Source organism: Sphingobium sp. DC-2 (genome assembly GCF_000722555.1).
Taxonomy (GTDB): Bacteria; Pseudomonadota; Alphaproteobacteria; order Sphingomonadales; family Sphingomonadaceae; genus Sphingobium; species Sphingobium quisquiliarum.
Genome location: NZ_JNAC01000008.1, coordinates 49,383 through 74,279, shown reverse-complemented (window position 1 = coordinate 74,279; position 24,897 = coordinate 49,383). Strand labels below are relative to the sequence as shown.

Here is a 24,897-nt window from a genome sequence, read left to right as displayed (position 1 = left end):
CGGCATTCATGAATTGCTGAACGCACATATACCCTTCTGGAAGGATCAAGCCGAATGGCCCGTTATACCAAGAACGAAGCGCGCAAATGGGCGCGCGAAACGCTTGTCGGAACGATGAGCTGCACCATCCCGTCCTTTTCGGGCGATCTGACGCGCATCAACGAACCCGCCATCCGGCACGACACGCGGCTGGCGATCGAACATGGGTTCATCGGTACGCTGGGCGTGTCGGAAATAACCATCACCCTCCCGGAATATCTGGATTTCCTGAGGATCATGAAGGATGAAGCAGGCGACCGGCTGATCATCGTCCATCATGCGAGCTGGAGCAATCTGGAGGAGAATATCCGCGCCGTGCAGGGCGCGGAAGCTGCCGGGGCCGAACTTGTCCTGCTGTCCTACCCGCCGAACTTCTACCCGGAAAGCGAGCAGGACATTTACGATTATACAAAGGCCTTTTGTGACGCGACCAATCTGGCCGTAATGCTTTTCCCCGTTTTCCTGTGGGGCTTTGCTAACCGGATTCATCCATCCGACCTTCCCGTCGGCCTCATTCGCCGCCTGATCGACGACTGCCCCAACATCGCGGCGATCAAGGCGGAGGGCGGTGGTCCCTCCGTCCAGTCGCTGATCGAATGCGACCGCCTGTTCGGCGAGGAAGTGGTGATTTCCATGCCGCTGGAGGCGGAGTTGCTTCCGCTCTCCCAGATCATGCCGATCCAGTTGTCCGCCACGGCCGACCATGAATTCTGGGGCCCGCTGATCCCCCAGGTCTTCAACCTGCTGCGTGAGCGCAAATTCGAAGAGGCGGCTGAAATCTACTGGCGGATACATCCGGCACGCAAGGCGCGCCAGGCGTTGATGCCTATGCTGCATGGCGGTTTCTTCATCAATCGTCAGGCCTGGAAATTCCAGTCATGGTTGCAGGGCTATAATGGCGGACCGCTACGCGCGCCCACAATGCGGATCCACGATGCGCAGATGAACGCGCTCCGCAAAGGCGCGATCGATGCGGGCCTCAACCCCAGCATGGACCCGCTCAAGGAATTTTTCATCGGGCGTAATCCGATCTGAGCGGTTGTTCGGTTGGCCGGGCTGTCGCGGACGGGCAAGGAATAAGCATGTGTTGCGCAAGGCAGTCTGGCCGCCGCGGGGTATTTAACGATCGGCGGAGCTGAAGGAGAGCAGCATGATTCCCCCTAACGCATGGCATAGCATCGGCTATTCGAAGGAGTTCGGTGTTGGCCAGCCGGTTTCGGTCAGGCTGTTGGGCCGGTCGATCGTTGTCTACCGGACGGGGGAGGGGGAACTGGCCGGGATCGAGGATCGATGCAGCCACCGCTTCGCGCCTTTGTCACGTGGCCGGTGCGAAGGGTCCTCGATCTGCTGCATGTATCATGGCCTGCTGTTCGACCGCGATGGCCAGTGCATTGAAATACCTGGGCAGGGGAGCATTCCGCCCCGTGCGAGGCTTCGAACCTATCCCATAGCCGAGCAGGGTGGCTGGGTGTTCGCCTGGGGCGCGGATGATGTTGCGGCCGATCACAGTTCCTTGCCGGATTTCCTTTCGCTCGATGACAAGGACTTCGTTTTCGGATCAGGCAAGATCGACTATGAGGCCGCTGCCGAGCAGGTTAACGCCAACCTTCTCGATTTCACGCACGCGGCCTATGTGCATCCCTCCAGTTTCGGATCAAGTGAAGAATCCTGGGGACAGGCCCGATGCAGCATCAAGTCCGTGGAAAACGGGCTGAGCATTCATTGGTGGGTTCCCCAATCATTGTCCTACGACACTCCCGGCGTTCAAATGGATGCATATGTCGATAATTATCTGACATATGACTATACCGTGCCCGGCCACCTTTCGATGTGGGCGCGGTCATACCCTGCCGGGACTGCGCAAAGACTGGATTTCGGCGCTCCCGATATTCAGCCCTTGGTAACGGAATATAGCGGCCAATCGGTCTGCGCGACCGGCGATCGCACGTCCCGCTACTTCTATGTCTGGGGAGTGGCGAGCAGCCTTCCCGATGCCCAGGGCGTCATAGCGGATCGCCTGGCGATGGCGTCGCGCGCTTTCGAGGAGGATCGCATCATGATCGAGGCGCAGCAGCGCGTCATCGATGAAACACCGGGCGATATCCCGATGATCCCCAATGCGGCTGACAAGGCGATCACCTTGTTCGAACGGCTGATGATGAAGACTTCACACCAGCGACAAGCCGGCCGGAAGGCCGATGTCACGAAGGTCGCCGCTATACTATGAGGCGGCTTGCTCTTTCAGGCCGCCATGCATTGCGGTCATGATCGGGGAAAAACTATAACAGAAGCAATGCGATCGACTCCTGGATAGTCTTGGGACTGGCCAGCAGCACCCCGCGCGCGCAATGGCGAAGAGTGCCTTGCTGGCCATTATCCAGATATTCGACCGGCGATTTCCCATCGGTGCGAGCCAGGACAAGCGCTGGCAGCAGCATGGCGGCCCGCGCGGACAAACGTTCGGGCGATTCCCAATTCACATGGCGAAAATAGCGCTCCACCAGCAGCCGGGCGGCCGTGGCGATTTCATGGCCGGGGCCGTCCAGAACCTTCGCCTTGATGATGAGATGAGTGAGGCAAAATGCGAGGTCGAATGCCGGGTCGCCGAACCACGCGACTTCCGCGTCGAGCAGCACAGGACCATCCGGCCCCGCCAGAATATTCTTCGGAGACACATCGCCATGAACCAGTGCGAGCTTGGTTCCAGCCGTCTGCCGCACAAGCCCGGTCAGAATGTCCGAAAGGTCATCGTGGACGCGAGCCGTTGCCAGAAAATAGGCGTCCAGCCTCAACGCATGGAAATTGGCATCGGTGGCGAAGCGATCCGGCAGGCTGGGGTCGACCGCGCTTGCGGCATGGATCGAGCCGATCAGATCGCCGACCATTCCGGCGAAACCCGGGTCGGCCACGCCTCCCAGGAGCTGAGATTTCCAGAGGGGATGCGTGCCGGGCGGAAGCCATTCCATGGCAAACAGGCCCCGCGCGGGATCATGCGCCAGCGGCAGGGGCACCGAACCCGGACGAAGGGCCGAGACCGTCTGCATATAGGCCCATTCATAGGCATTGCGGCCCACATCGGCTTCCCAGTCCGCAGCGACACGAAGTTTCGCCAGCGCGCGCTTGACGCAGAATGTCCCCCGGCTCGTCGTCACGCGCCATATATCGGAGGATACGCCCCCGGCCAACGGCGTCCAATCTCCGCTCTCGCCGGACGCGGCCAGGCCATTCTCCTCCAGGAAGGCTGTCAAGCTGCTCTCTGTCATCTTCCGAACGGCCCAATGGCTGAAGTCCCTGCCCAAGGCAGCCCCGCTTCCTCGATACGCAGCAGTTGATTATATTTCGCCATGCGCTCGGACGTGCGGACCGACCCGACCTTGATCTGCCCGCCCGCGGTCCCCACCGCTAGATCGGCGAGATAATCATCTTCCGTCTCGCCGGATCGCGCCGAGATCACTGTCGCATAACCCGCTTCCCGCGCCATGCGGATCGCGTCGAGAGTGCCGCTGACGGTGCCATTCTGGTTCACCTTGATCAGTGCGGCATTGGCGGCCCCGCTCTCGATTCCGCGGCGAATGCGATCGGGCCGGGTTGCGAACAGGTCATCGCCGACCAGCTGGATGCGGCCCAGTTGCCGGGTCATTTCCGGCCAATTGTCCCAATCGTCCTCACCCAACCCATCTTCGATGGATATGACAGGATAGCGGCTGATCCACTCCTTCTGAAGGCCGATCATTCCGGCGCTGCTATAGCACCGTCCTTCGCGCCCGAAGACATAAGCGCCATCTTCATCGATCAGGGAGGATGAGGCGACATCGATCGCGATCGCGACATCCTCGCCCGCCCGCAGCCCCGCTGCCTCGAAACTGCGCAGCATCAGATCGAGTGCTTCGAAGGAGGTTGCGAAACCGGGGGATAAGCCGCCTTCGTCCGCCAGAAGCGTCGGCAGGCCCCGTTCGGCACAGATGCGCCCTGCGGCATCCCTGACCCGGCAAACCCATTGGAGCGCTTCGCCATAACTGCCCGCTCCCACCGGCATGACAAGGAAATCCTGCACATCCATGCCCCGCCCGGCATGCAATCCGCCCGACAGGATATTCACCATGGGCAGCGGCATGGCGGGCTCGGCTCCGGCGAGTTCGGCAAAACGCCGGTACAGGGGCTGGCGTCCGGCGGCCGCGCTCGCACGCACCGCTGCGAGGCTCACGGCCAGAATGGCATTGCCGCCCAGGCGGCCAAGGTTGGGGGTCCCGTCCATTTCCCGCATCATGCTGTCGAGCTTCGATTGGTCGCTGGCGTCCATGCCGATGAGCGAAGGCGCGATCAGCTTGCGCACATTGTCGACCGCCTGCGCAACGCCAAGCCCGCCCCATGCATGGCCGCCATCGCGCAGTTCGACAGCCTCCGCCTTGCCGGTGGACGCGCCGGAGGGGACCGATGCCCGGCCGCTGTCGCCCGATGCGAGCGATACTTCCGCTTCCAGGGTCGGGCGGCCCCGGCTGTCCAGCAGCTGGCGCGCGTGGATTGCGCTGATGATGGTCGATGTCATTGATATGCCTTTGGGGAATTGCATGGAAACAGGGGATCGGCACCGGCGAGCACCCGCACGACTTCTTCCGCCGAACGGCGGCGCAGTTCGGAAAGAGATGCCTCCGACGAAAAGGCGATGTGCGGGGTCACGATGACGTCCGGGCGCTCGACCAATGCAGGCGGCGGGTGCGGCTCACCCTCGACGACGTCCAGCCCGGCGCCGGAAAGCCGCCCCTCCTCCAGCGCTGCGAGAAGCGCTTCGCTGTCGACCAGCCCGCCGCGGCTGACATTGATGAGAAAGGCTCCCGGCTTCATCTGCCTGAGTTGCGCCCATCCGATCAAATGATGCGTATCCTTGCCGAGCGGCACATGCAGTATGACCACGTCGCTGCTGGCGAGGAGAGATGGCAATGTGCAAGGTTCGACATTGGCATCCGCAACGGCGCTCCGGCTGTTGACAAGCATCCTGCATCCGAACGCCTTGATCCGGCGGGCAGTCGCACGCCCGATCCGGCCAAAGCCGATGATGCCCACCGTCAAATCCGACACCCGCCGCAGCCGGGCGGCGGCCGGATTCCAGTGGCCAGCCTTGACCTCACGATCGAAAGCCACCGTACCACGAGCCCAGTCGAGAAGGAGCGCGACCGCGTGATCCGCCACTTCGCCCACGCAATAGTCCGGGACGTTCGCCACCCACGCGCCACGTCCGGTCGCCGCCGCCACATCGATATTGTCCAGGCCGACGCCCACCCTCTGGACGATGCGCAACCGGGATGGCGATCCGATCGCCTGGGCGGACACGTTTGCCCAGCAGGTCATGATCGCCTCCGGGTCGTTCCGGGCGACAAGCTCCGCGATCGCCTCCGCTGGTTGAGGGACGGACGGACCGCTGATCAGGCGATGACCGGCTGCTTCGATCACGCTTCGCTCGATACTGTCGTCAGGCCAGGCATAGTCTGTCTGAAAAACTGTCGCCATGATCCCCTCCCGCCATGATTCAGGCCAAAGGCGAAGCATGTTCGCCGCGATGCTATTTTTGGTAAGTGGCCCTGAAGTGCGGCGCGAAGCTTAGGGTTTATGCTGCATCGGGCAAATCGCTTTGCGCAATAGTTCCTATCGCCCAGGCAGTTGGGCATGTCGCGGCGCCATAAGGCCTATCATCCAACGTTCATGCATGTGGAACCTTGCAATATGGCTGTGGCGCTTTTGCAATTGCATTCCTGATCCGTGACATCGCAAAAGACCGGCGAAATGAACGAGCAGCCGCGCGCCCCTTTGGAGGAACGATTGAACGAAAAGGACGAGGCAAGAAGCGCTAAGCGCCCGCGAATGACGGTGACGGATCTGGCGGCCCATCTGGGTCTCGCTCATTCCACCGTCTCTCGCGCGCTTGCGGGAAATTCACGTATCAGCCCGGAAACGCGCGAGCGGGTGAAAAGGGCGGCCGCCGAACTCGGCTACGTTGCCAATGCGGGCGCCCGTACCTTGCGCAGCGGGCGCAGCGGCATCATCGGCCTTGTCCTGCCGGACATCAGGAACGAATTCTTCGCGGCCGTAGCCCAGGGGCTGGCCGATGACTGCATCCATCAGAAACGGCAAATGGTGCTGGCTCTTTCATCCGACGACCCCGGCGTCGAAGCGGAGGTGGTGCGCTCGCTCCTCGAAAGCCAGGTCGAAGGTATCGTCATCGCCCTGTCGGCCAAGCCGCATAGGGAAACCCTGTCCCTCCTCAATCAGGTTTATTGCGTCCAGTTCCTGCGCCATCATCGCGCGCTGTCTCAGCCCGTGGTGACGGTCGATGCGGCTGAGGGATCGCGGATGGCGACGGAACATCTCCTCTCCCTCGGCCATCGAAAAATCGGATTTGTAGGACTGCCTTCGGCGACCATGGCGGGCGCGGAGCGTCTGGCCGGATTTCACGAGGCCTTCCGGCAGGCGGGCGTGGAGCATGATGCGGACCTTATATGCATTGAAGCGGCCGGTGCCGATGCAGGCTATAGCCAGGTCGCGGCCTTCCTTCGGCTGCCCCGGCCTCCCACTGCCATTTATTTGTCCGCTGCGTCTTTCGCGCCCGGAGGCATCCTGGCGCTCAACGAAGCGGGCGTGCGCATTCCCGATGATCTGTCGCTGGTGGTGACAGGCTCCTCGCCCTGGTACGAAACCTGGCCGGGCGGCCTGACTTCCATCAGCTTGCCGCTGGAGGAGTTCGCCCATGCTGCCTCAGCGATGATCCTTAAACGGCGTCATGAGGGGCCGCGTAGCGTACAGCCCTTCGTCAAACTCAACTATCAACTTGTGGTGCGCGGCTCCACGCGAGCGGTAAAGCCGTAAACAATTTTCCCGCGCAATATGCTTGACAGGTTTCAAGAGCATGTGCACACGTGTGCACATGAGCAAGAGCGTGCCTGTCATAGAGAATCGCTGGGCCGGTTCAAAGAACACTGAATATCTGAGGGTCATTGCCCCTGCTACGGGGCAGCCCCTCTGGGATATCGTGTGCTCAGATGAGCATGGGGTGGATGCGGCAATCCGCGCCGCGCGCAGCGCGTTCGAAAAATGGCGCTGGGTGCCCGCATTGGAGCGCGGGCGGATTCTTCGCGAATGTGCCGAGGCCATAAAGCCCTTCGCGAACGAGATTGCGGAGATTGAAAGCCAGGAAATGGGCAAGCCGGTCATCCAGGCGCACATGGATGTGCAGGTGTTGATCGCGTCCTTCGAATATTTTGGCGGACTCACCGCCGTCCTGCCCAGCCGCGCCCAGGATGTGGGGCATAGCTATTCGATGACGATGCTCGAACCCTTCGGGATTATCGGCGGGATACTTCCGTTCAACTGGCCGCCGATCCACACCGGGGCGAAATCCGCGCCTGCGCTGGCGGTGGGAAATGCCGTGGTCCTCAAGCCGCCGGAGCAGGCGCCGCGCACCATCATGCGCATCGTTGAAATCCTGAACACCGTCCTGCCACGGGATCTGCTTCAGGTCGTGCCGGGCGGCCCGGACGTGGGCAAGGCGCTCGCCGCGCATCCGATGATTGCCAAGCTTTCCTTCACCGGCGCCAGTCCGACCGGCGTGCATGTGCTGAAAACGCTGGCCGACAATCTGACGCCCGCGATGATGGAACTTGGCGGCAAGAACGCGCTGATCGTCATGGCGGATGCCGATCTCGACCAGGCGGTTCCCTATGCGATCGAGGGCGGCTTCTACAATTGCGGCCAGGCATGCACCGCATCCTCCCGGCTTCTGGTCCATGCCGATATTCATGACGAATTTGTCGAACGGCTTGTCGCGGGTGTGAGCAGGCTCAGGCTGGGGCCGCTCGACGATGCGCTGACAACGGTCGGGCCGGTCGCCAACCATGGGCAGCAACGCAAGGTGCTCGACTTCATCGACGTGGCGCAAAAGGAGGGGGCGACGATCGCCTTTCAGGGCGAACTGCCGTCCGATCCCGCCCTTGCCGCAGGCGCATGGGTCCGGCCCACGGTCATCACCGGCGTCACCCGTGACATGCGCGTCGCGCGGGAGGAGATTTTCGGCCCCGTGGTCGCGGTGATGCGGTTCGGCAGCATGGAGGAAGCGGTCGAGATCGCCAACGACACGCCTTATGGCCTTGTCGCGGGGGTGTTCAGCGGCGACACGGCGCAAGCGCTCGCCATCGCCCGGCGTTTGTCGGTCAGTTCCGTCTTTATCAACAATTATCACCGGACCTTCTTCGGCACGCCCTTCGGCGGCACGAAGCATAGCGGCTTTGGCCGGGAACATGCGCCCGAGACGCTGAGCGAGTACGGCTTCACCAAGAGCTACCGCCTCCCCAGCGGGATCGGGGAAATGCCGCATTGGGCTGGCTCTACTTCTTCTTCCAACTCATGAACATCAGGAGGTAACTGTCATGGTTAAGACTACACAACTGTCTTCAAAGGATATCAAGGGCGTAATCGCCTATATGCCGACCCCGGTGAGGACGGATATCGTCATCGATCGGCACGCCAAGGACGTTCTGAACCTGGACGAAGCGGCCCGCGCGGCGGACGTCCTCATCAAGGATGGCGCGACGGGGATCTGCCTCAACGGCACCTTCGGCGAACTGCCTTCGCTGACCTTCGAGGAGATAGTGGACCTTACCCGCGCCGTCGTCGAATCCGTGAACGACCGGGTGCCGGTCTTTGCGGGGGCGACGACGCTTAACACGCGCGACACCATCAAGCGGGTGCGGGCGTTCCGTGAGGTGGGCGCGCATGGCCTGAACATGGGGCGGCCGATGATGTCGGCCATGTCAGACATAGCGATCGTCCAATATTATAGGGATATCGCCGAGGAGTTTCCCGACATGGCGATCTTCCTTTACGATGACATGCAGGCCTTCAAGCGCCCCATCACGACTGAAGTCTATGCCGAACTCGCGAAGATCCCCCAGATTGTCGCATGCAAGTACCGCACGATGCTGGTTCTGGGGCAGCCCATCGCCAACAATTATGCGAACGACATGCGGGCAGTCGACGGACGTATCAAGCTGCTCACCCATGAATATGACTGGTGGATTTCAAACAAGCTGTTCGACATGGACGCGATCTGGTCCAGCAGCATTTCCATGGCCCCAGGCCCGATCATGGCCATGCAGGATGCGATCCTGGCCAAGGATTATGCCAAGGCAGAGGTCATTCGCGCCGACATGCAGTGGGCATCGGAAGGCTTGTTCCCCAAGACGGGCATCGACGACTGGCATGTGTCCAAGATCCCGGCGATGAAGACGCGTATTCATACCAGCGGCTACATCAAATGTGGCCCTGCGCTGCCACCCTATCATGTCGCTCCCGAAGAACGCTTCGAAGCCGGGCGGGCAGCGGGAATGCGGGATCGCGAGATGCACAAGAAATATCCTCACAAGACCATGCGGCAGGCGGAAAGCGCCATGCGAGAGGTCTCCACGGCCGCCTGACGGCCACTGGCCATTTCCCGGGTGCGGCTTAAGCATCCGGGATTTTTTCGCTGATCGGCGCTACAGCAAGGGGAGGCACCTGTCGTCATGGCCGGAACAGTGATTTCCGACATAGAACGCGCTGATCCTGACGTGATCGACGGCCTTGCGGCGTGCGGCGTATCGACGATCTACGAGGCGCAGGGACGGACAGGCCTGCTGGCCAGCACGTTACGCCCGCTTGTCGCCGGGACGCGGATTGCCGGCAGCGCGATCACCATCTCATGCTCGCCGACGAGCAATCTGATGAACCATGTCGCCCTCGCTTATGCGCGTGCTGGCGACATAATATTGATCGTGCCCGACAGCCCCAGCGACATTGCCTATGCCGGGGACCTGTTCGCGGCGGCGGCGCTGGCTCGCGGTTGCCGCGGCCTGATCGTTGACGCCGCGGTCCGTGATGTCCGCGACCTGCGCGAACTGGGGTTGCCGGTCTGGTCGCGATGCATCTCGCCGCACGGTCCATCCACCCTCGATTTGGGTGACGTCAATGTCCCGGTGGCTTGCGGGGACGCCTATATACGGCCGGGCGACATTCTGGCCGCTGACGATGACGGCGTCTGCGTGATCCGGCGGGACGACGCGTCCCACGTCCTAGCCCAGGCGCGGGCCCGCCAAGAGGACGAACATAAAAAACGCACAGCCTTGCTCGGCGGACAGCCGGGCCTGGACCTGCATGGATTGAGACCCTTGCTCGCGAGCAAGGGTTTGAACCTGCCCTGATTGCCGGGAGAGCATCTGCTCTGGGCCAGGAATCATGGCGGAAGCATGCTCCCAATGAACTATGCTGGCCCTGAATGGCACGGCAGCAAATCAGGGGGCCTTCCCGCATCCGTGCTTTTCATCGCCACCCCTCCCGGATCGAGCATGTTCCGATCGCGGGTCCGCTTGGCTGTATCTATCGATGACAGGGTGGACTTCCGCAGCCGGAACTGCTCAAGGATCAGTCGCAGCTCAGCGGCCTGGCGCGTGAGTTTGTCCGCCACTTATCCTGTTCACCGATACGGAAAGCATCTTTGGTTCAGCGATCATATTCCCCTCTCGCAGCCTGTTACCTTCCGCTGCGCCGCGCTGTACTTGCCTTCTTTTCCCTTCTGCTCGCCTGTTCCGCCATGCCTGCGCTGGCGCTCCCCGCCAACCGGTCGGCGCCTGGCTATACGCGTGTGGCGATCGAGACGTCGGCCGGTACGATCGTGGTGGCAGTCGATATGGTTCGCGCGCCGCGCACTTCGGTCAACTTCCTGACCTATGTCGATGATGGCCGCTTTGACGGGGTGACCTTCTACCGCGCGGCGCGGCGTAAGAGCGATCCCAAACTGGGGCTGATCCAGGGCGGGATCGACACGGATGCCCGCCGGTCGCTGCCGCCCATCCCGCACGAGCCGACCACGAAGACGGGCATCCGCCATCTGGACGGGACGATCTCCATGGCGCGGCCGAACCGTCCCGATTCGGCGATGGGCAATTTCTTCATCACGCTGGGCGCGACGCCCAATATGGATGCGCGCGGCGACTATATCGGCTATGCCGCCTTCGGCCATGTCGTCGCTGGCATGGATGTCGCGCGCAGGATATTGTCGCAGCCGACCTGCTGCGGCTCCGGGCCGATGCGCGGGCAGATGATAGTGAAGCCGGTCACGATCATCCGCGCACGCCGGATCGACGGCACGCCGCGCCCCAGCCGGGGCGTGAAGCCGTGGCTGATCGGGGCGCGGCGCAAGCCAGCGTCCTGATTTTCCCGCGCGGCGCCGACGATTTCCTCTGTTCCTGATGGCGGTTGCCGGTCAGGATGGGCCGCAGGAGGCGCGGAGATGGCTGGAAGGATCAGGGTCGGCATCGGCGGATGGACATATGAGCCATGGCGCGGGATCTTCTATCCCGATGGACTGCGGCAAAAGGACGAACTCGCCTATGTGGGGCAGCATCTCACCGCGACGGAGATCAACGCCACCTATTACGGTACGCAAAAGCCCGCGACATTCGCCAATTGGGCCAAGGCAGTGCCGGACGGATTCCAGTTCGCCGTCAAGGCCTCGCGCTTCTGCACCAATCGCCGCGTGCTGGGAGAGGCGGGCGAGTCGATCGCCAAGTTCGTCAACCAGGGCATTGTCGAACTGGGCGACCGGCTGGGGCCGATCCTCTGGCAATTCATGCCGACCAAGACCTTCGATGCGGAGGATTTCGGCGCTTTCCTGAAGCTGCTTCCGGCCAAGGCCGCTGGCGTTCCGCTTCGCCACGCTCTGGAAGTGCGGCACGAAAGCTTCGATGATCCCGCCTTCCTGACGCTCGCAAGGGATGCAGGCGCGGCGGTCGTCTTTGCCGACCATGGCAGCTATCCCGCGCTGCACGGGCATGATGTCGGCTTTTCCTACGCCCGGTTGATGCGCACGCGGGAAGAGGAACCCACGGGCTATTCTCCCAAGGAAATTGCAGGCTGGGCCGCTATGGCGCGGGAGCAGTCGGCGCATGGAGACGTCTTCGCCTTTTTCATCAGCGGCGCGAAGGTGCGCGCCCCTGCGGCAGCCCAGGCCATGATCGTGGCTTTGGGGTAACAGTAGCTGTTGCATTTGCTGCAACTGCGAAGGCGGCCTTTGCGATTGTTACGAATCGAAGACATGCGCATATGCCCCCTTGCCGAAGGGCGAAAAAACAAGATGATCTTTGCAGGATAAACAACATGCGACACACTGTTCAGGGCGTTGCGCTGATGGTTGCAGTCGGCGCTCAGATGCTGACCTTCTACTCGGTGCTCTTTGCCTAAGCGAATATTCGTTTCACCATGCTCCCTCATCATGGGGGAAATCAAAAAGGCCGCCCGGCTTCAGATCAGGGCGGCTTTTTTAATGCCTGCGATGTTTGGTTCGGCCAAGTTGGGGCCGGTCTGATGCATTACCCTTTTCTCTTCGTCTACGGCACTTTGCGCCCCGGATGTGATGGCCCGGAGGCGCAGTGGCTGATGTCGGTCGCGCATCATGCCGGTCCAGCGGCCGCGCGGGGCAGGCTCTACCGCGCCGGCGATTATCCCGGCTTCGTGCCCGGCCCGGACGGCGTCGTCGCGGGCGATCTTTTCCTGCTGCCGGACGATCCGGCCGTGCTGAACCGGATCGATGAATATGAGGAATGCGCCGCCCATTTCCCCCAGCCCTGGGAATATCGGCGCGAGCGGCTGACCGTCCATGCGGGCGACGGGCCTGTGCAGGCGTGGGCCTATGTCTATGCGCGTGACGTGAGTGCGCTCCAATGGATCGAGAGCGGCGACTTCCTGCGCTGACCCGGCTTGCGCTCCTATACTGAGCGCGTAGGGTGCGAAGCGGGGGATCTTCTGGAGAGAGCGCGATGACGATCGACACGCAGGATCAGCCCGGCCCCGAACGCTTGCCCGACGACCGCAACTGGATCGGCTCCACGGGCCTTGACCGCCGCAAGCTGCTCGCCTCGGGCGCTTTCGCCGCTGGTTTCGCCGCCGCCTGCCGCCCCGTGGCGAGCAGCGCGGTGCAGACCACGGGGGAAGGATTGAAGGAGGAGCGGGTGACCATCCCCGCGAGCGGCGGCTTTGCCATGCCTGCTTTCGTGGCGCGTCCCCAGGCGGCGAAGGATGCGCCGGTGATCTGCGTCGTGCATGAGATTTTCGGCGTCCACGAATGGATTCGCGACATATGCCGCCGCTTCGCCCGGCAGGGCTATTATGCCATCGCGCCCGACCTGTTCGCCCGCCATGGCGACGCGAGCAAGATTTCGGACTTCAAGCAACTGATGAGCGGGATCGTGTCGAAAACGCCCGACGATCAGGTGCTGTCCGACATCGACGCCACTTATGGCTGGGCCGCCGCTCATGGCGGCGACGGCAGGCGGCGGGGCATTACCGGCTTCTGCTGGGGCGGGCGGATCGTGTGGCTTTATGCCGCGCATAGCGCCGCGCTCGATGCTGGCGTCGCCTTTTACGGGCGGCTGGTCAGCGACAGGACGGCGTTGCAGCCGCATCGCGTGATCGATGAGGCGGCCGCGTTAAAGGCCCCTGTGCTCGGCCAATATGGCGCACTGGACAAGGGCATTCCGCTCGCCGATGTGGAGGCCATGAAGGCTGCGCTCAAGAAGGCGGGCAAGTCGCCGCCCAGCGACATCACTGTCTATCCGCAGGCGGACCATGGCTTCATGGCAGACTATCGCCCTAGCTATGATGAAGTGGCGGCCAAGGCGGCATGGAGCGCCACGCTGGACTGGTTCGGGCGATATGTGAAGGGCGGCAAGCCGGGCTGACGCCGCCCCGCCTATTTGCCCGTCATCGCCTGCACCGCGGCCAGGGTGCTTTTCACGTGCCCGCTATAGTTCATCTCGCTGTGAACGAAGGCGATTCGGCCGCTCGGCGCGATGACGTAGGAGGTGCGGTCCGTGACATTGGGCCGCATCTTCAGCGCAACGTCATAGCCTGACACGATGGCCGGACCGGCGGAGGCGACGGCGAACTTGCCCGCGCATTCCTTGGTGGAAAAGGCCACCAGGTCATCGACGGTATCGGTCGACATGCCGATCACGGTCGCCCCGGCCTTTTTGAAATCGTCGATATGCTGGGCGAATTCCCGTGCTTCGGCGGAACAGCCGGGGGTGAACGCCTTGGGGAAGAAATAGAGCACGACCGGCCCGCGCTTGAGCTGGTGCGACAGCGTCAGGGTGAAGGTCTTGCCCGCCATCGCCCCGCGCGTGGTGAAGTCGGGCGCCTTGACGCCGACGGCGAGCGCGGCCATGGCTCCATTCGATCCCAGAGCCGCCACCGCGAGGGCCAGCGGCGCCATCATCCATTTCCTCATCGGCATTCTCCAGTTAGGGTAAGGGGCCGTGCAACCATCTCACGCCCTTGATGAGCCTAAGCCAAGCCGCATGCAAGTGCGCAACGGAGATGCCGCGCGCGGCCGCCGCCCATATGCCGGAACCCTCCGCCGCATCGCCGGTTCATTACGGATGCGCCTGCTTCACGCCTTGCCCCTGCTGCTGCTGGCCGCCTGTGACCAGGGGGACAGTGGCAAGCCCGGCATGTCGACCAACATTGTGGAGGAGCAATCCTCCTATGACGTCAGCAACCTGACGCCCGCGCAGGATGAGAGCCTGAGGCCCGGCAACGCCACCGCACCCCCCGGAAACGAAACCGCGCCCGCCCGGCCGCGCGAGCAGCAGGAAGCATCCGCGCCCGGAACGATCCCGGCCGCATTGCGCGGGCACTGGACCGGGGTGAACGACGCATGCGGCGACCGCTCATCGGACCTTGAACTGACCGTCACTCCCAAGAGCCTGATCTTCCACGAAAGCGTCGGCACCGTGACCGATGTCGCGCCGGGGCCGGACGGGCGGGTTCGCGTCACCGCGTCTTTCACGGGCGAAGGCGATAGCTGGACGCGGAAGGTCGAACTGCGCCCCTCCGCGAACGGCCGGGAACTCACCATGATCAATGACGGGGCGGCGGTGACGCGCAAGCGTTGCTGAACGGCTTTCCGTTTTCCACGGCGGCGGCTAGAGCGGGCCGATGATCGGCCGCCTGACATTAAGCGATTTCCGCAACCATGCGGACGCGCTGATCGTTCCCGATCATGCCTTCATCGTCCTGACCGGCGAAAATGGCGCGGGCAAGACCAATATATTGGAAGCCGTTTCCATGCTGGCCCCCGGCCGGGGCCTGCGCGGCGCTGCCTTGCGGGACATGGCGCGGCAGGACGGCGCGGGCGGCTTCGGCATCGCCGCGGAAGTCGATGGCGTGATGCTGGGCACGGGTGTCGCGGCGGGCGCGCCGGACCGGCGGCAGGTGCGGATCGGCGGAGTGGCCTCGTCCGCCAATGCACTGGCCGATCATCTGGCGATTGCGTGGCTGACCCCCGCGATGGATCGCCTGTTCATGGACAGTCCGGGCGGGCGGCGGCGCTTCCTTGATCGTCTGACGCTGGCGCTGCATCCCGGCCACGCGGTGCACAGCGCCCGCTACGAAGCCGCCATGCGCGCGCGCAACCGGCTGCTGACCGATCCCAGGGCGGCGGACCCCGCCTGGCTGGCGGCGCTGGAAGCGCAGATGGGGGAGCATGGGGCGGTGCTTGCCAGCGCGCGGGCGGACATGGTCGCGCGGCTGAACGCGGAGCTGGCGGTTCAGCCCGGCCAGCCCTTTGCCCGCCCGCTGCTGGACATGATGCGGGAGGAGGGGGCCGATGAGCCGCTTGCGCCCCGGCTTGCCCGAGAACGGCGGCGCGATGCGGCGGCTGGCCGCACATTGTCGGGCCCGCACCGGCATGACCTGGCCGTCACCCATGCGGCAAAGGGGCAGGCGGCGGCGCTCTGTTCGACCGGGGAGCAGAAGGCGTTGCTGCTGTCCATCCTGCTCGCCCATGCCGCTTTGGTGGCGGCGCAACGCGGCCAGCCGCCCGTTCTCCTGCTGGATGAGGTGGCGGCGCATCTTGATCCCATGCGCCGCGCCGCCTTGTTCGACCGGCTGAGGGCAACGGGCGGACAGGTGTGGATGACCGGAACGGAAGCCAGCCTGTTCAGCGATCTCGCCTCCTCCACGCGCCTCACTGTTTCGGCGGGCCATGTACATGGTTCCGCAGATTAACGCGCTTCCGTAACAGTTCGTCGCCCCGGCCTTTTCCTCCCGCCGCCCATCTGCACAAGGGGGCGCACAGGGTCGATAAGATCAAGAATTCGGGGGCACTTCTTTCATGGTCAGCGGTTTTCGGGCGCTTGTTGCTGCGTGGACGCTCGTTCTTGGCGCGCTGATCGCGACCCCCGCTACCGCAGGCGTGCTGCAATGCGCGCCCTACGCCCGTCAGATTTCCGGCATCTCGCTTTACGGCAATGCGAACACCTGGTGGAGCCAGGCGGAGGGACGCTATGAACGCGGCAGCCAGCCGCGCGCGGGCGCGGTGCTGGCCTTCGCGGCGAGCCGTTCGATGCCGGTCGGCCATGTCGCCATGGTCAGCCGCGTCGTCAGCGACCGCGAAGTGCTGCTGACCCATGCCAACTGGTCCTATCGCGGCGGCATCGAACGCGATGTCCGCGCCATCGACGTGTCGCCGAACAATGACTGGACCGATGTGCGGGTCTGGTACGGTCCGACCGGCGGACTGGGCCTGCGCTCCAACCCGGCCAAGGGGTTCATCTACCCGAATCAGGCGCCCGCCCCCGCACCGGCCAAGGTGCAGATCGCCATGGCGGCCACCATCGCCGGTGCGGACGCTGGCCGTGATGCTTTCTGATCCGTTAGCCTTTTCATAAGGACCACCGCCTAGTTTCGATCGCGGTGGGGCGATTCTTCGATTTATCGGGGTCGCTAATTATGTTTCGAATGGCTCGCGCTGCGATGCTGCTGGCGGCTGCGTGGATATCCATGCCCGCTTTCGGCGCTACGGCGCTGCAATGTGTTCCCTATGCCCGCATCGTGTCCGGCGTGAATATCTGGGGGGACGCATTGACCTGGTGGGACCAGGCTGCTGATCGCTACAAGCGCGGTCACGAACCCCGGCGCGGGGCTGTGCTGGCTTTCCGCCCGGCAGGCCCGATGACGCTGGGCCATGTCGCGGTGGTCAGCAAGATATTGGGTGAGCGCCGCATGCTCATCCGGCATGCCAACTGGTCGGTGCCCGGCGCGATCGAGGAGGATGTGCTGGCGATCGACGTATCCGAAGAGGGCGACTGGAGCGAAGTGCGCGTCTGGCACAGCCCGACCCAGACCATGGGCGCGCGGACGAACCCAACCTTCGGCTTCATCTATCCCGACAAGCCCGGCCTGCGGTCCTTCGACCCGGACCCGGCACTGGGGAGCAGCATACGCCTGGCCGGGATGGACCCCGCGATTGCCGCCAGAATTTCGCATGAGGCGAGGGCGGCGGCGCCTGCCGCTGCGCCAGCAACCGCGCGGCCCCCTGCCATGCCACGGCTAAAAATGGATATGCGCGCGATCGCCTTTGCCGACGCCGCGCCATCGGGCCGGTCGCTCAAGGACATCATCGCCGATGTAAAGCGCGACGCCCGGCTGCGCTAGGTCTGTCCAGGCTGAACGGTGTTCCTGCGCATGCAGGAGCCCCGGTTCCAACGCTGAAACTGGCGCGCCCGCATTCGTCCGAGTGCAAAGGCGGGCAGGATCACTTGCCCGCCGCCTGCCTTATTCGGCGGGCTTGTCTTCGCCTTCGCCCGCAGGCTGTTCGAACCATGCTTCCACGGGGCCAGACAGCTTGATCGTCAAGGGCTGGCCATGACGGTCGCGCGTCTTTCCGGCGGCGACGCGAATCCAGCCTTCGGAAATGCAATATTCCTCGACATCCGTGCGCACCCGGTCCTTGAAGCGGATGCCGATCCCGCGCTGCAACTGCTCCATGTCGAAAAAGGGGCTGCGCGGGTTGGTGGAAAGACGGTCGGGAGGCGTGTCGCTCATGGCTATATCAAAGGTCCTGTGTTTCGCGCGGCCTAGCCGTTCGGCACGGTTGCCGTCAACCGTGGAGCCCCTTCATCCACGTCGCAGTAGATGCGGCGGATCGCTCCCTGCTCCAGCCAGGAGGCGAAGCGCGCCTCTGCATCGGCAAGGCCAGCGAAGGGATAGGCGACCGGCTGGTCATTGACCGCGCGGCTGGCTACGACCAGCCGGATCATCGCGTCGGGCGCGGTCGTCAGGATGCGGCCGCGCCGATCGGTGGCGGCGCTGTTCACGCCGACGACATGGCCGTCCTCCGCGAGGACGGGGCCGCCGCTGATGCCGGACAGCGTGTGATCGCCAGCGGGAATGCGGCCGACCTCCGCCCAGGCCAGCACCGGCTCGGTCTGGTCCGTCTGCCCGCGCCGCGCGCTCGCAGGCCCGATCAGTTCCGACACGACCAGCGTCGGCCGCCCGGCGGGAAAGCCCATGTGGAAGCCGATCGATCCCGGCGCGGGCATGCGGCCGGACAGGGGCAGCACGTCTTCGCTTGGCAGGCCGTCCCTTACCAGCGCGGCGTCCGCTTCCCGGCTCTCGATCACGCGCGACACGGCGCGGGCGATATTGCCTTGTTGCAGGCCGATGCGCGAACAGTCGCGGGTGACATGCTCGGCGGTGAGCCATGCCCCGTCCCGGTCGACGGCGAAGGCCGTGCCCATGCTGTCGCCGGGCGCGTCGCGGGGATCTTCGATGACGAACGCCTCGTCGCTCCATTGGGGCAGGGGGCGGCGGGGCGAGCGGGGGTCGAATGTCTCCACCTGCAACGGCGGCGGACGCGTGAACTCGCCCATCCAGGCGAGCGCCAATATACCCCCCAGCATCCATGGCAGGCAGCCGATGCTCCGCCGCGCCACGTTCAGCCTGCGACGGCTGCGGCGGTCAGGCAGGCGATGGCGGCCTTCATCATCGCCAGGAAGATGGCGGCCGACCGTTCATCCGCCTCGATCCGGGTGGAAAGGGACCCCAGCAGGAAATCGACGAAGCGGAAGGCGATCAGTTGAAGGATCAGCGTCACGCTGCCCCAGATCAGGATGTCCCAGACATTGACCGATCCCGCAAGGCACAGCGCCAGCGGGATGGCAAGGCCGATCGCCGCGCCGCCCAGCGAGATCGCCGCCGCCTGGTTGCCCGCGCGGATCAGGGCGAATTCGTCATGCGGCGTGATCCACATATACAGCCCCAGCGCCGCCAGCCATGCGACCGTGGCGCAGGCCAGGTGCAGGAGGAAGATGGGGAGCCCGGACAACAGGCTTTGAACAACGGGCATGGGATCGGTCATGCACAGCCAAATGCCGGAACCTGCCAGCAGGTTCAATTACCGGCGAACCATCGTGCCATAATGAGGCGGCGGTGGAGCATGATCCGGTCGCATCATGCTCCATTTCCGATCGACCTTTCTAGCGGCAGATGCGCACGCGGACGTTGCGGTCGCGATAGGGGTTGTAGCGCCATTCGGTCCAGCAGCGCTGGCGGTGATGCCGGTAATAAGCGCGCCTGTCCTGACGCCAGTGACGCCGGTCGCCGCGCCAATATCCCCGGTCATCGCGCCAGTCGCGGCGGCCGTCCCACCGGCGGTCCCAGTCCCGGCCGCCGCGCCACTCGCGATAGCCGCGATCGTAGCGATAATCCTGCGCTTGCGCCGGGGCTGCGGCGCTTAGTCCGGCAACGGCCAGGCCCAGCGCGGCCGCGCCCTTCCAGATCAGTTTCATCTCGACTCTCCTCATGCTTCCGCCGCGCACCGGCGGGGATCATGGGGAGGGAAGATGCGCGCGCCCGGCTGAACCGTGCGGGAACGATGCTGTCAGCGGCCGTTAAGGGGCCTCATCGCGCCCGCAGCGCCGCTTCGGCTTCGTTCATATAATCGCGCGTGATGGGCAGGGTGCGGCGGTTGCGGGCATATTGGACCTGATAATTCACCATGCCGCCATGTTCGAACACGGTCGCCGCTCCGGCGAGATAGAAGGTCCACAGGCGATAGAAACGCTCATCATAGAGCGCGATGATTTCGTCCTTGTGCGCCAGCGTGCGCGCATACCATTGGCGGATGGTCAGGCCGTAATGCAGGCGCAGCACCTCCACATCGGTGACCATCAGGCGCGTGCCCTCGCTGCCCCGGATCATTTCCGACAAGGCGGGGATGTAGCCGCCGGGGAAGATATATTTCTGGGTGAAGGCGTCGGTGATGCCCGGCCCGTCGATCCGCCCGATGGTATGGATCAGCATCACGCCCTCAGGGGTCAGCAGGTCGCGGCACTTGTTGAAGAAGGCGCGGTAATGGGCGGTGCCCACATGCTCGAACATGCCCACGGACACGATCCGGTCGAACGGCCCGCTGATGTCGCGATAGTCGATCAGCTCGAAACGCACATGATCGGCCACGCCCGCATCCTGCGCGCGCTGGCGGGCGACCTTCAACTGCTCCTCGGACAAGGTGATGCCGGTCACGTCGACGCCGCAGGTGCGGTGCAGGTACAGCGCCATGCCGCCCCATCCGCATCCGATGTCCAGCACCTTCATGCCCGGTTTCAGCAGCAGCTTGGCCGCGATATGCGCCTTCTTGTCTTCCTGCGCCTGCTCCAGGCTGATGCCCGTCTCATTATCCGCATCGGGCCAGTAGGCGCAGCTATATTGGCGGTCGCGATCCAGGAAGAGAGCGTAGAGCGCGCCCGACAGGTCGTAATGATGGGCGACGTTAGCCTTGGACCGGGAGCGGTGATTGGCGCGCCAGAGCGACTGGCGGAGCGACTTGAAGCCGCGCTTCAACGGCCCCTTGTCGCTGATCGACTTGCCGCTTTCCCACGCATTGTTGGAGCGGATCAGCGAGATAAGCTCCATGATGCCGCCGCCCTCGATCGTGACGCGCCCGTCGATGAACGCCTCCGCCATGCCCAGGCGGGGATCGCGGATGATGTCGAAGGGAACCCTGGCGTCATGAAATTTCAACGCCAGCGAAGGGAAGGCCGGGTCGGGCGCCCCCGCCGTCACCCGTCTTCCCCCGTGATAGATGATGGTCAGTTGCCCACGGGTGACCAACCGTTTGATGACACGATCGAAAAGTTTCATGGCGGCTAAACTGTCAGGTCATTTCGGTCGCGTCAAATGCCTGCGTACCAATCATAGCCCGCATGGTCTTCCCAATAGCCGCCCTTGCCGCGCCCGGTGCCGGACAGGTGCTCGACCGCCTCGATCCCCATCAGATATTTGGCATGCTTGTAGCCCAGTTGCCGTTCGACCCGCAGGCGCAGCGGTGCTCCGTTTGCCACGCGCAGCGGCTGGTCATTGAGCGCGAAGGCCAGGATCGTCTGCGGGTGGAAGGCATCGATCATGTCGATGCTCTCATAATAGGCATGGCCGTCGCCCATCCTGTCGGCGCAGCGGAAGACGATGTATCGCGCGTGTTCCTTCATGCCCGCCGCGTCGAGCAGCAGGGCGAGCGGCACTCCGCGCCATTTGCCGATGGCGCTCCACCCCTCCACGCAGTCGTGGCGCGTGATCTGCTCCCGCTGCGGCAATTGGTGAAGCTGCGGCAGGGAGAGAGACAGGGGCCGGTTCACAAGGCCCGAAATTTCAAGCCGCCAGTCAGCAAAGCCCGACCGCCACAGCGCCTTATATTCGGGCGTGTTCGGATTGCTCGTGCCATTGGGGCGGAAGAAGGGTGAAATCTGGTCGGGGCGGAATTCGCGCGCCAAGGCATCGCGCGCCATCAGGCGGCGTTGCGCCCATTTGTGGAAATTCTCTGCGCTGAACAGCGCCTCGCGCACCGTTTCATGGCGTGCGATGCGGTCGCAACCGGCCAGCGTTGCGCCAGCCCCCAGCATGATCGCCCGCCGGGTAAAGATCAGGCTCATGGCCGCTCCTCCGGCACGCGATAGCGGCCCGTCACGATGGATCGCAATTCGTTCAGCGGCCCCGCCAGCAGGACCATGACGATGTGGACCAGGAAGAAGGCGACCAGAAGGAAGGCGGCGATGAAGTGGATGGACCGCGCGGACTGGCGGCCCCCGAACAGGTCGAGCAGCCAGGGCCAGGCCGCGTTCATGCCCGGCGACATGGTCAGCCCGGTCAGGATGATGAGCGGCAGGACGATGAAGATGATCCCGATATAGCTGGTCTTTTGCAGCACATTATAACGCAGCGCCGCCGCTCCGGCCGGGAAGCGGAGCCGGGCATGATCGCATATGTCCCGCCAGACATGACGTGGCGCAAGCTCGCCGCGCCGGAAGGCAAGGTCCCGGCGGATATGACCGCTGCCAAGGCTCCACAGCATATAGCCGAGCAGCGCGAAGGCGAACAGCGGCGCGGCCGCCAGATGCCAATGGCGCGACATGGCGAGATCATAATGAGCGGGCAGGGTCCACCATGGCCCGAAACGGTCAAGCTCAAGCCAGGCATGATCGAAATTCGCGCCATATTGGCCCCAATAGAGCCGGGGATGCGCATTGAATATGCCCAGCCCGCTGGCAAGCAGGATGTAGAGCAGCACGGCGTTCGCCCAATGCCACAGGCGCGTGACCCGGCTGTGGCGAACCACCACGGACGGGACCACGGGGGCTGGGGCCGGGGACGCTGCGCTCACCATGGGGCACCGTTACCTCTTTGCATCGCTATGGTCAAAAATGCCGCCCTGCTCCGTTGGTCTGGCGGGAAGCCGCATTGTTCATCTGCCGTCCATCCGCCGCTGGCTAGCTGCCCTGGCCGCCTTTTGTCTGATCGGTATGCCTAGTCAAACTGTTGCAAAATCGCATCATGCGCCAATTATGTTTATGTCGATGTTGCAACGTCATCCAGGAGCCATCATATGCGCCCTGCCAGCGATGATGATCGCGGCATGCAGGATGAAAAGGAGGAAGCCGTTACACACGGCATTCTTTAGGTGATCATGAAAATACTCGAACACTGTTCCTGCAATATGACAAGGCGTGCGTCTTTTTCTTGATGCTCGTTCTTTAATTCGATGAGGATAATATGAAGTCTGTGATTTTCGCAGCCGCTGTTGCTGCCGCCGCCGTCTCTGCTCCTGCCTTCGCGCAGGATGCCGCTCCCTTCACCGGCCCGCGCGCTGGCGTGACCGTCGGCTATGACAGCCTCGGCGACGAAGAAGGCGTGAGCTACGGCGTCACCGCCGGTTACGACCTGGCCGTCACCCCGAACCTGACCTTCGGCCCGGAAGTCTCCTTCGGCGATTCCAGCCTCGACAATGACTTCGGCGTCGACGCCAGCCGCGATCTCGCCGCTTCGGTTCGCCTCGGCTATGTCGTCAACCCGCAGTTCCTGGCGTTCGGCAAGGTCGGCTACGCCACCACCCGCTTTGAAGCGCCGGTGGGCGACACCAATTTCGAAGGCGTTCGTTTCGGCGGCGGCGTTGAATTCGCCCTGACCCCCAACGCCTACATTTCGGCTGAATATCAGCGCACTGAATATGAAGCCGAACTCGGCGGCCGTGACGCCGGTGTCGTCGGCATCGGTTTCCGTTTCTGATCCCTCTCGATCGGAATCAACAGGAAGGGCGGTCCCATCGGGGCCGCCCTTTTTGCATGAGGCGTACGGGCGAAAAGCAATAAGCTGCCGCAGAATAGCGGCTCCATGCTCCGGCAGCGAAGGCCGCGCCCTTACCCCAGCGCCGCTTGCTTCTCCGCCGCCAGCCGGTCCAGTTCCGCGCGGCTTTTCTTTTCCGACGCCGACTTGAGCTGCCCGCATGCCGCCATGATGTCGCGGCCGCGCGGCGTGCGCACCGGGGCGGATATCCCCCCTTCGAACACGATGTCGGAAAAGCGCTTGATCCGCTCCGGCGTGGAACATTCATAATCCGTGCCGGGCCAGGGGTTGAAGGGGATCAGGTTGACCTTGGCGGGCAGCTTGAACTGGCGGATCAGGCGGACCAGTTCGCGCGCATCCTCGTCGCTGTCATTCTTGTCCCTGATCATCACATATTCAAAGGTGATCCGCCGCGCATTGTTGGCGCCCGGATAATCGGCGCAGGCCTGCAACAGCTGCTCGATCCCATATTTCCTGTTGAGCGGGACCAGTTCGTCGCGCACATCCTTGGTCACGCCATGCAGCGATACGGCCAGGTTGACGCCGATCTCCTCGCCCGCGCGCGCCATCATCGGCACCACGCCGGACGTGGAAAGGGTGATCCGCCGCTTCGACAGCGCCAGGCCGTCCCCGTCCATCACCACCTTCAACGCGTCGCGCACATGATCGAAATTATAGAGCGGCTCGCCCATGCCCATCATCACGATGTTGGTCAGCATGCGCCCGTCGGTCGTATATTGCGGCGCCTCGTCGGTCTCGTCGTCATTGGCCGACGCCATGCTGCCCTTGGGCCATTCGCCCAGCGCGTCGCGCGCCAGCATGACCTGTCCGACAATCTCGCCCGGCGTCAGGTTGCGGACCAGCCGCATCGTGCCTGTATGGCAGAAACGGCAGTTGAGCGTGCAACCCACCTGGCTCGACACGCACAGCGTTCCCCGGTCGGCATCGGGGATGAACACCATCTCATAATCCTGGCCGTCATCCGAACGCAGCAGCCATTTGCGGGTGCCGTCGCTCGAAACCTGGGCCTCCACCACCTGCGGACGGCCGACCACGAACCGCTCCGCCATCCAGCCGCGCATCGGCTTGGCAAGGTCGGTCATCGCGTCGAAATCGGTTTCGCCACGATGATAGAGCCAGTGGAACAACTGCTTGGATCGCAGCTTGGCCTGCTTGGCATCCAGGCCCGCTTCCTCCAGCATCGCCTTGATCTGCGGGCGCGACAGGCCCATCAGGTCGGCACGGCCATCCTCGCGCGGCGTCACCGCGCGCGGCACGGGCACAGGGTCGATAGCGCCGGGAATCGGCATCAAGGGGTTGGCGGCTGTATGCATAGCCGCGCACATAGTCGATTCCGGCGGATTTATAAAGGGGAGCGTCCGG

27 protein-coding genes are annotated in these 24,897 nt (G+C 63.7%); 15 read left to right on the top strand and 12 right to left on the bottom strand.

What is annotated here, in order from left to right; genetic code table 11:
- The first annotated feature begins 54 nt into the window (after positions 1-54).
- Both ET21_RS0101630 and ET21_RS0101625 read left to right on the top strand, forming a co-directional pair.
- Positions 55-1,074: a dihydrodipicolinate synthase family protein gene (locus ET21_RS0101630; protein ID WP_030538318.1), complete on the top strand. Its 1,020-nt coding sequence runs from the start codon at positions 55-57 to the stop codon at positions 1,072-1,074.
- A 115-nt stretch (positions 1,075-1,189) separates the two neighbouring features.
- Positions 1,190-2,266 carry an aromatic ring-hydroxylating dioxygenase subunit alpha gene (locus ET21_RS0101625; RefSeq protein WP_051767884.1) on the top strand — a complete coding sequence of 359 codons (1,077 nt, stop codon included), beginning with the start codon at positions 1,190-1,192 and terminating at the stop codon, positions 2,264-2,266.
- A 52-nt stretch (positions 2,267-2,318) separates the two neighbouring features.
- Here the strand turns inward: ET21_RS0101625 and ET21_RS0101620 are convergent, their stop codons facing one another.
- The 3 genes from ET21_RS0101620 to ET21_RS0101610 are packed head-to-tail and all read right to left on the bottom strand — an operon-like array spanning position 2,319 to position 5,544.
- Positions 2,319-3,287, bottom strand: a complete 969-nt coding sequence (locus tag ET21_RS0101620) for a phosphotransferase family protein (protein WP_202807106.1) — start codon at positions 3,285-3,287, stop codon at positions 2,319-2,321.
- 11 nt (positions 3,288-3,298) lie between these two features.
- Positions 3,299-4,585, bottom strand: coding sequence for a phosphopyruvate hydratase (gene eno, locus ET21_RS0101615; RefSeq protein ID WP_030538315.1), 1,287 nt, complete (start codon positions 4,583-4,585; stop codon positions 3,299-3,301).
- On the bottom strand, positions 4,582-5,544 hold the full coding sequence (locus tag ET21_RS0101610; RefSeq protein ID WP_030538314.1) for a C-terminal binding protein: 963 nt from the start codon (positions 5,542-5,544) through the stop codon (positions 4,582-4,584). The genes eno and ET21_RS0101610 overlap by 4 nt, the downstream gene beginning before the upstream one ends.
- Before the next feature lie 351 nt (positions 5,545-5,895).
- On the opposite strand from ET21_RS0101610, the gene ET21_RS0101600 reads away from it, so the two are divergent.
- From ET21_RS0101600 to ET21_RS0101555, 8 genes are all read left to right on the top strand, one after another.
- Positions 5,896-6,897: a LacI family DNA-binding transcriptional regulator gene (locus ET21_RS0101600; protein ID WP_051767882.1), complete on the top strand. Its 1,002-nt coding sequence runs from the start codon at positions 5,896-5,898 to the stop codon at positions 6,895-6,897.
- Between the two features lie 40 nt (positions 6,898-6,937).
- A complete protein-coding gene (locus ET21_RS0101595; protein ID WP_337587937.1) occupies positions 6,938-8,434 on the top strand; it encodes an aldehyde dehydrogenase family protein in 1,497 nt (498 codons plus the stop codon).
- A gap of 19 nt (positions 8,435-8,453) precedes the next feature.
- Positions 8,454-9,500, top strand: coding sequence for a dihydrodipicolinate synthase family protein (locus ET21_RS0101590; protein ID WP_051767880.1), 1,047 nt, complete (start codon positions 8,454-8,456; stop codon positions 9,498-9,500).
- A gap of 87 nt (positions 9,501-9,587) precedes the next feature.
- Positions 9,588-10,262, top strand: a complete 675-nt coding sequence (locus ET21_RS0101585) for a 4-carboxy-4-hydroxy-2-oxoadipate aldolase/oxaloacetate decarboxylase (protein ID WP_030538310.1) — start codon at positions 9,588-9,590, stop codon at positions 10,260-10,262.
- 389 nt (positions 10,263-10,651) lie between these two features.
- A complete protein-coding gene (locus ET21_RS0101580; RefSeq protein WP_051767894.1) occupies positions 10,652-11,272 on the top strand; it encodes a peptidylprolyl isomerase in 621 nt (206 codons plus the stop codon).
- Positions 11,273-11,350: 78 nt separating this feature from the next.
- Positions 11,351-12,091, top strand: a complete 741-nt coding sequence (locus tag ET21_RS0101575) for a DUF72 domain-containing protein (RefSeq protein ID WP_030538308.1) — start codon at positions 11,351-11,353, stop codon at positions 12,089-12,091.
- Positions 12,092-12,423: 332 nt separating this feature from the next.
- The gene (locus ET21_RS0101560; RefSeq protein ID WP_030538307.1) at positions 12,424-12,810 is read left to right on the top strand and encodes a gamma-glutamylcyclotransferase; all 387 of its coding nucleotides are present in this window, start codon (positions 12,424-12,426) and stop codon (positions 12,808-12,810) included.
- Positions 12,811-12,875: 65 nt separating this feature from the next.
- Positions 12,876-13,796, top strand: coding sequence for a dienelactone hydrolase family protein (locus ET21_RS0101555; protein WP_021236764.1), 921 nt, complete (start codon positions 12,876-12,878; stop codon positions 13,794-13,796).
- An 11-nt stretch (positions 13,797-13,807) separates the two neighbouring features.
- Here ET21_RS0101555 and ET21_RS0101550 read toward each other — a convergent pair whose 3' ends face one another.
- Complete coding sequence (locus tag ET21_RS0101550; RefSeq protein ID WP_030538306.1) at positions 13,808-14,344, bottom strand: peroxiredoxin; 537 nt, start codon at positions 14,342-14,344, stop codon at positions 13,808-13,810.
- Between the two features lie 70 nt (positions 14,345-14,414).
- On the opposite strand from ET21_RS0101550, the gene ET21_RS0101545 reads away from it, so the two are divergent.
- The 4 genes from ET21_RS0101545 to ET21_RS0101530 all read left to right on the top strand — a co-directional run bounded on the left by ET21_RS0101545 (position 14,415) and on the right by ET21_RS0101530 (position 17,553).
- Positions 14,415-15,014 (top strand): hypothetical protein, encoded by a 600-nt coding sequence (locus ET21_RS0101545; protein ID WP_051767879.1) that lies wholly within the window; start codon positions 14,415-14,417, stop codon positions 15,012-15,014.
- Positions 15,015-15,054: 40 nt separating this feature from the next.
- Positions 15,055-16,125: a DNA replication/repair protein RecF gene (recF, locus tag ET21_RS0101540; protein WP_021236761.1), complete on the top strand. Its 1,071-nt coding sequence runs from the start codon at positions 15,055-15,057 to the stop codon at positions 16,123-16,125.
- 106 nt (positions 16,126-16,231) lie between these two features.
- Positions 16,232-16,768, top strand: coding sequence for a CHAP domain-containing protein (locus tag ET21_RS0101535; protein WP_030538304.1), 537 nt, complete (start codon positions 16,232-16,234; stop codon positions 16,766-16,768).
- An 89-nt stretch (positions 16,769-16,857) separates the two neighbouring features.
- Complete coding sequence (locus ET21_RS0101530; protein ID WP_152522022.1) at positions 16,858-17,553, top strand: CHAP domain-containing protein; 696 nt, start codon at positions 16,858-16,860, stop codon at positions 17,551-17,553.
- A 120-nt stretch (positions 17,554-17,673) separates the two neighbouring features.
- Here ET21_RS0101530 and ET21_RS0101525 read toward each other — a convergent pair whose 3' ends face one another.
- From ET21_RS0101525 to ET21_RS0101495, 7 genes are all read right to left on the bottom strand, one after another.
- A complete protein-coding gene (locus ET21_RS0101525; protein ID WP_021236758.1) occupies positions 17,674-17,943 on the bottom strand; it encodes a DUF3297 family protein in 270 nt (89 codons plus the stop codon).
- A 32-nt stretch (positions 17,944-17,975) separates the two neighbouring features.
- Complete coding sequence (locus ET21_RS0101520; protein ID WP_021236757.1) at positions 17,976-18,833, bottom strand: serine protease; 858 nt, start codon at positions 18,831-18,833, stop codon at positions 17,976-17,978.
- A 2-nt stretch (positions 18,834-18,835) separates the two neighbouring features.
- A complete protein-coding gene (locus ET21_RS0101515; RefSeq protein WP_030538301.1) occupies positions 18,836-19,258 on the bottom strand; it encodes a DUF350 domain-containing protein in 423 nt (140 codons plus the stop codon).
- Positions 19,259-19,376: 118 nt separating this feature from the next.
- A complete protein-coding gene (locus ET21_RS0101510; RefSeq protein ID WP_021236755.1) occupies positions 19,377-19,688 on the bottom strand; it encodes a hypothetical protein in 312 nt (103 codons plus the stop codon).
- A gap of 112 nt (positions 19,689-19,800) precedes the next feature.
- Complete coding sequence (locus ET21_RS0101505) at positions 19,801-21,042, bottom strand: cyclopropane-fatty-acyl-phospholipid synthase family protein (RefSeq protein WP_030538300.1); 1,242 nt, start codon at positions 21,040-21,042, stop codon at positions 19,801-19,803.
- A gap of 32 nt (positions 21,043-21,074) precedes the next feature.
- Positions 21,075-21,827: a molybdopterin-binding protein gene (locus tag ET21_RS0101500; protein ID WP_030538299.1), complete on the bottom strand. Its 753-nt coding sequence runs from the start codon at positions 21,825-21,827 to the stop codon at positions 21,075-21,077.
- Positions 21,824-22,558, bottom strand: a complete 735-nt coding sequence (locus ET21_RS0101495) for a cytochrome b/b6 domain-containing protein (protein ID WP_051767877.1) — start codon at positions 22,556-22,558, stop codon at positions 21,824-21,826. Before ET21_RS0101495 ends, ET21_RS0101500 begins: the two co-directional genes overlap by 4 nt.
- Positions 22,559-22,944: 386 nt before the next feature.
- On the opposite strand from ET21_RS0101495, the gene ET21_RS0101485 reads away from it, so the two are divergent.
- Positions 22,945-23,457 (top strand): outer membrane protein, encoded by a 513-nt coding sequence (locus ET21_RS0101485; protein ID WP_030538297.1) that lies wholly within the window; start codon positions 22,945-22,947, stop codon positions 23,455-23,457.
- A 131-nt stretch (positions 23,458-23,588) separates the two neighbouring features.
- Here the strand turns inward: ET21_RS0101485 and rlmN are convergent, their stop codons facing one another.
- Entirely contained in the window at positions 23,589-24,848 is a 1,260-nt protein-coding gene (gene rlmN, locus ET21_RS0101480) for a 23S rRNA (adenine(2503)-C(2))-methyltransferase RlmN (RefSeq protein WP_030538296.1), read from the bottom strand.
- Positions 24,849-24,897: the final 49 nt, after the last annotated feature.

Excerpts from the sequence above, each read along its gene's own strand:
- ET21_RS0101610 (WP_030538314.1), bottom strand. The coding sequence starts at position 5,544 with ATGGCGACAGTTTTTCAGACAGACTATGCCTGGCCTGACGACAGTATC.
- ET21_RS0101510 (WP_021236755.1), bottom strand. The coding sequence starts at position 19,688 with ATGAAACTGATCTGGAAGGGCGCGGCCGCGCTGGGCCTGGCCGTTGCC.
- ET21_RS0101560 (WP_030538307.1), top strand. The coding sequence starts at position 12,424 with ATGCATTACCCTTTTCTCTTCGTCTACGGCACTTTGCGCCCCGGATGT.
- ET21_RS0101625 (WP_051767884.1), top strand. The coding sequence starts at position 1,190 with ATGATTCCCCCTAACGCATGGCATAGCATCGGCTATTCGAAGGAGTTC.
- ET21_RS0101530 (WP_152522022.1), top strand. The coding sequence starts at position 16,858 with ATGGCTCGCGCTGCGATGCTGCTGGCGGCTGCGTGGATATCCATGCCC.
- rlmN (WP_030538296.1), bottom strand. The coding sequence starts at position 24,848 with ATGCATACAGCCGCCAACCCCTTGATGCCGATTCCCGGCGCTATCGAC.
- ET21_RS0101500 (WP_030538299.1), bottom strand. The coding sequence starts at position 21,827 with ATGAGCCTGATCTTTACCCGGCGGGCGATCATGCTGGGGGCTGGCGCA.
- ET21_RS0101575 (WP_030538308.1), top strand. The coding sequence starts at position 11,351 with ATGGCTGGAAGGATCAGGGTCGGCATCGGCGGATGGACATATGAGCCA.
- recF (WP_021236761.1), top strand. The coding sequence starts at position 15,055 with ATGATCGGCCGCCTGACATTAAGCGATTTCCGCAACCATGCGGACGCG.
- ET21_RS0101545 (WP_051767879.1), top strand. The coding sequence starts at position 14,415 with ATGCAAGTGCGCAACGGAGATGCCGCGCGCGGCCGCCGCCCATATGCC.
- ET21_RS0101585 (WP_030538310.1), top strand. The coding sequence starts at position 9,588 with ATGGCCGGAACAGTGATTTCCGACATAGAACGCGCTGATCCTGACGTG.
- ET21_RS0101590 (WP_051767880.1), top strand. The coding sequence starts at position 8,454 with ATGGTTAAGACTACACAACTGTCTTCAAAGGATATCAAGGGCGTAATC.
- ET21_RS0101555 (WP_021236764.1), top strand. The coding sequence starts at position 12,876 with ATGACGATCGACACGCAGGATCAGCCCGGCCCCGAACGCTTGCCCGAC.
- ET21_RS0101505 (WP_030538300.1), bottom strand. The coding sequence starts at position 21,042 with ATGAAACTTTTCGATCGTGTCATCAAACGGTTGGTCACCCGTGGGCAA.
- ET21_RS0101550 (WP_030538306.1), bottom strand. The coding sequence starts at position 14,344 with ATGAGGAAATGGATGATGGCGCCGCTGGCCCTCGCGGTGGCGGCTCTG.
- ET21_RS0101580 (WP_051767894.1), top strand. The coding sequence starts at position 10,652 with ATGCCTGCGCTGGCGCTCCCCGCCAACCGGTCGGCGCCTGGCTATACG.
- ET21_RS0101485 (WP_030538297.1), top strand. The coding sequence starts at position 22,945 with ATGAAGTCTGTGATTTTCGCAGCCGCTGTTGCTGCCGCCGCCGTCTCT.
- ET21_RS0101515 (WP_030538301.1), bottom strand. The coding sequence starts at position 19,258 with ATGACCGATCCCATGCCCGTTGTTCAAAGCCTGTTGTCCGGGCTCCCC.
- ET21_RS0101595 (WP_337587937.1), top strand. The coding sequence starts at position 6,938 with ATGTGCACACGTGTGCACATGAGCAAGAGCGTGCCTGTCATAGAGAAT.
- ET21_RS0101535 (WP_030538304.1), top strand. The coding sequence starts at position 16,232 with ATGGTCAGCGGTTTTCGGGCGCTTGTTGCTGCGTGGACGCTCGTTCTT.
- ET21_RS0101495 (WP_051767877.1), bottom strand. The coding sequence starts at position 22,558 with ATGGTGAGCGCAGCGTCCCCGGCCCCAGCCCCCGTGGTCCCGTCCGTG.
- ET21_RS0101525 (WP_021236758.1), bottom strand. The coding sequence starts at position 17,943 with ATGAGCGACACGCCTCCCGACCGTCTTTCCACCAACCCGCGCAGCCCC.
- eno (WP_030538315.1), bottom strand. The coding sequence starts at position 4,585 with ATGACATCGACCATCATCAGCGCAATCCACGCGCGCCAGCTGCTGGAC.
- ET21_RS0101630 (WP_030538318.1), top strand. The coding sequence starts at position 55 with ATGGCCCGTTATACCAAGAACGAAGCGCGCAAATGGGCGCGCGAAACG.
- ET21_RS0101600 (WP_051767882.1), top strand. The coding sequence starts at position 5,896 with ATGACGGTGACGGATCTGGCGGCCCATCTGGGTCTCGCTCATTCCACC.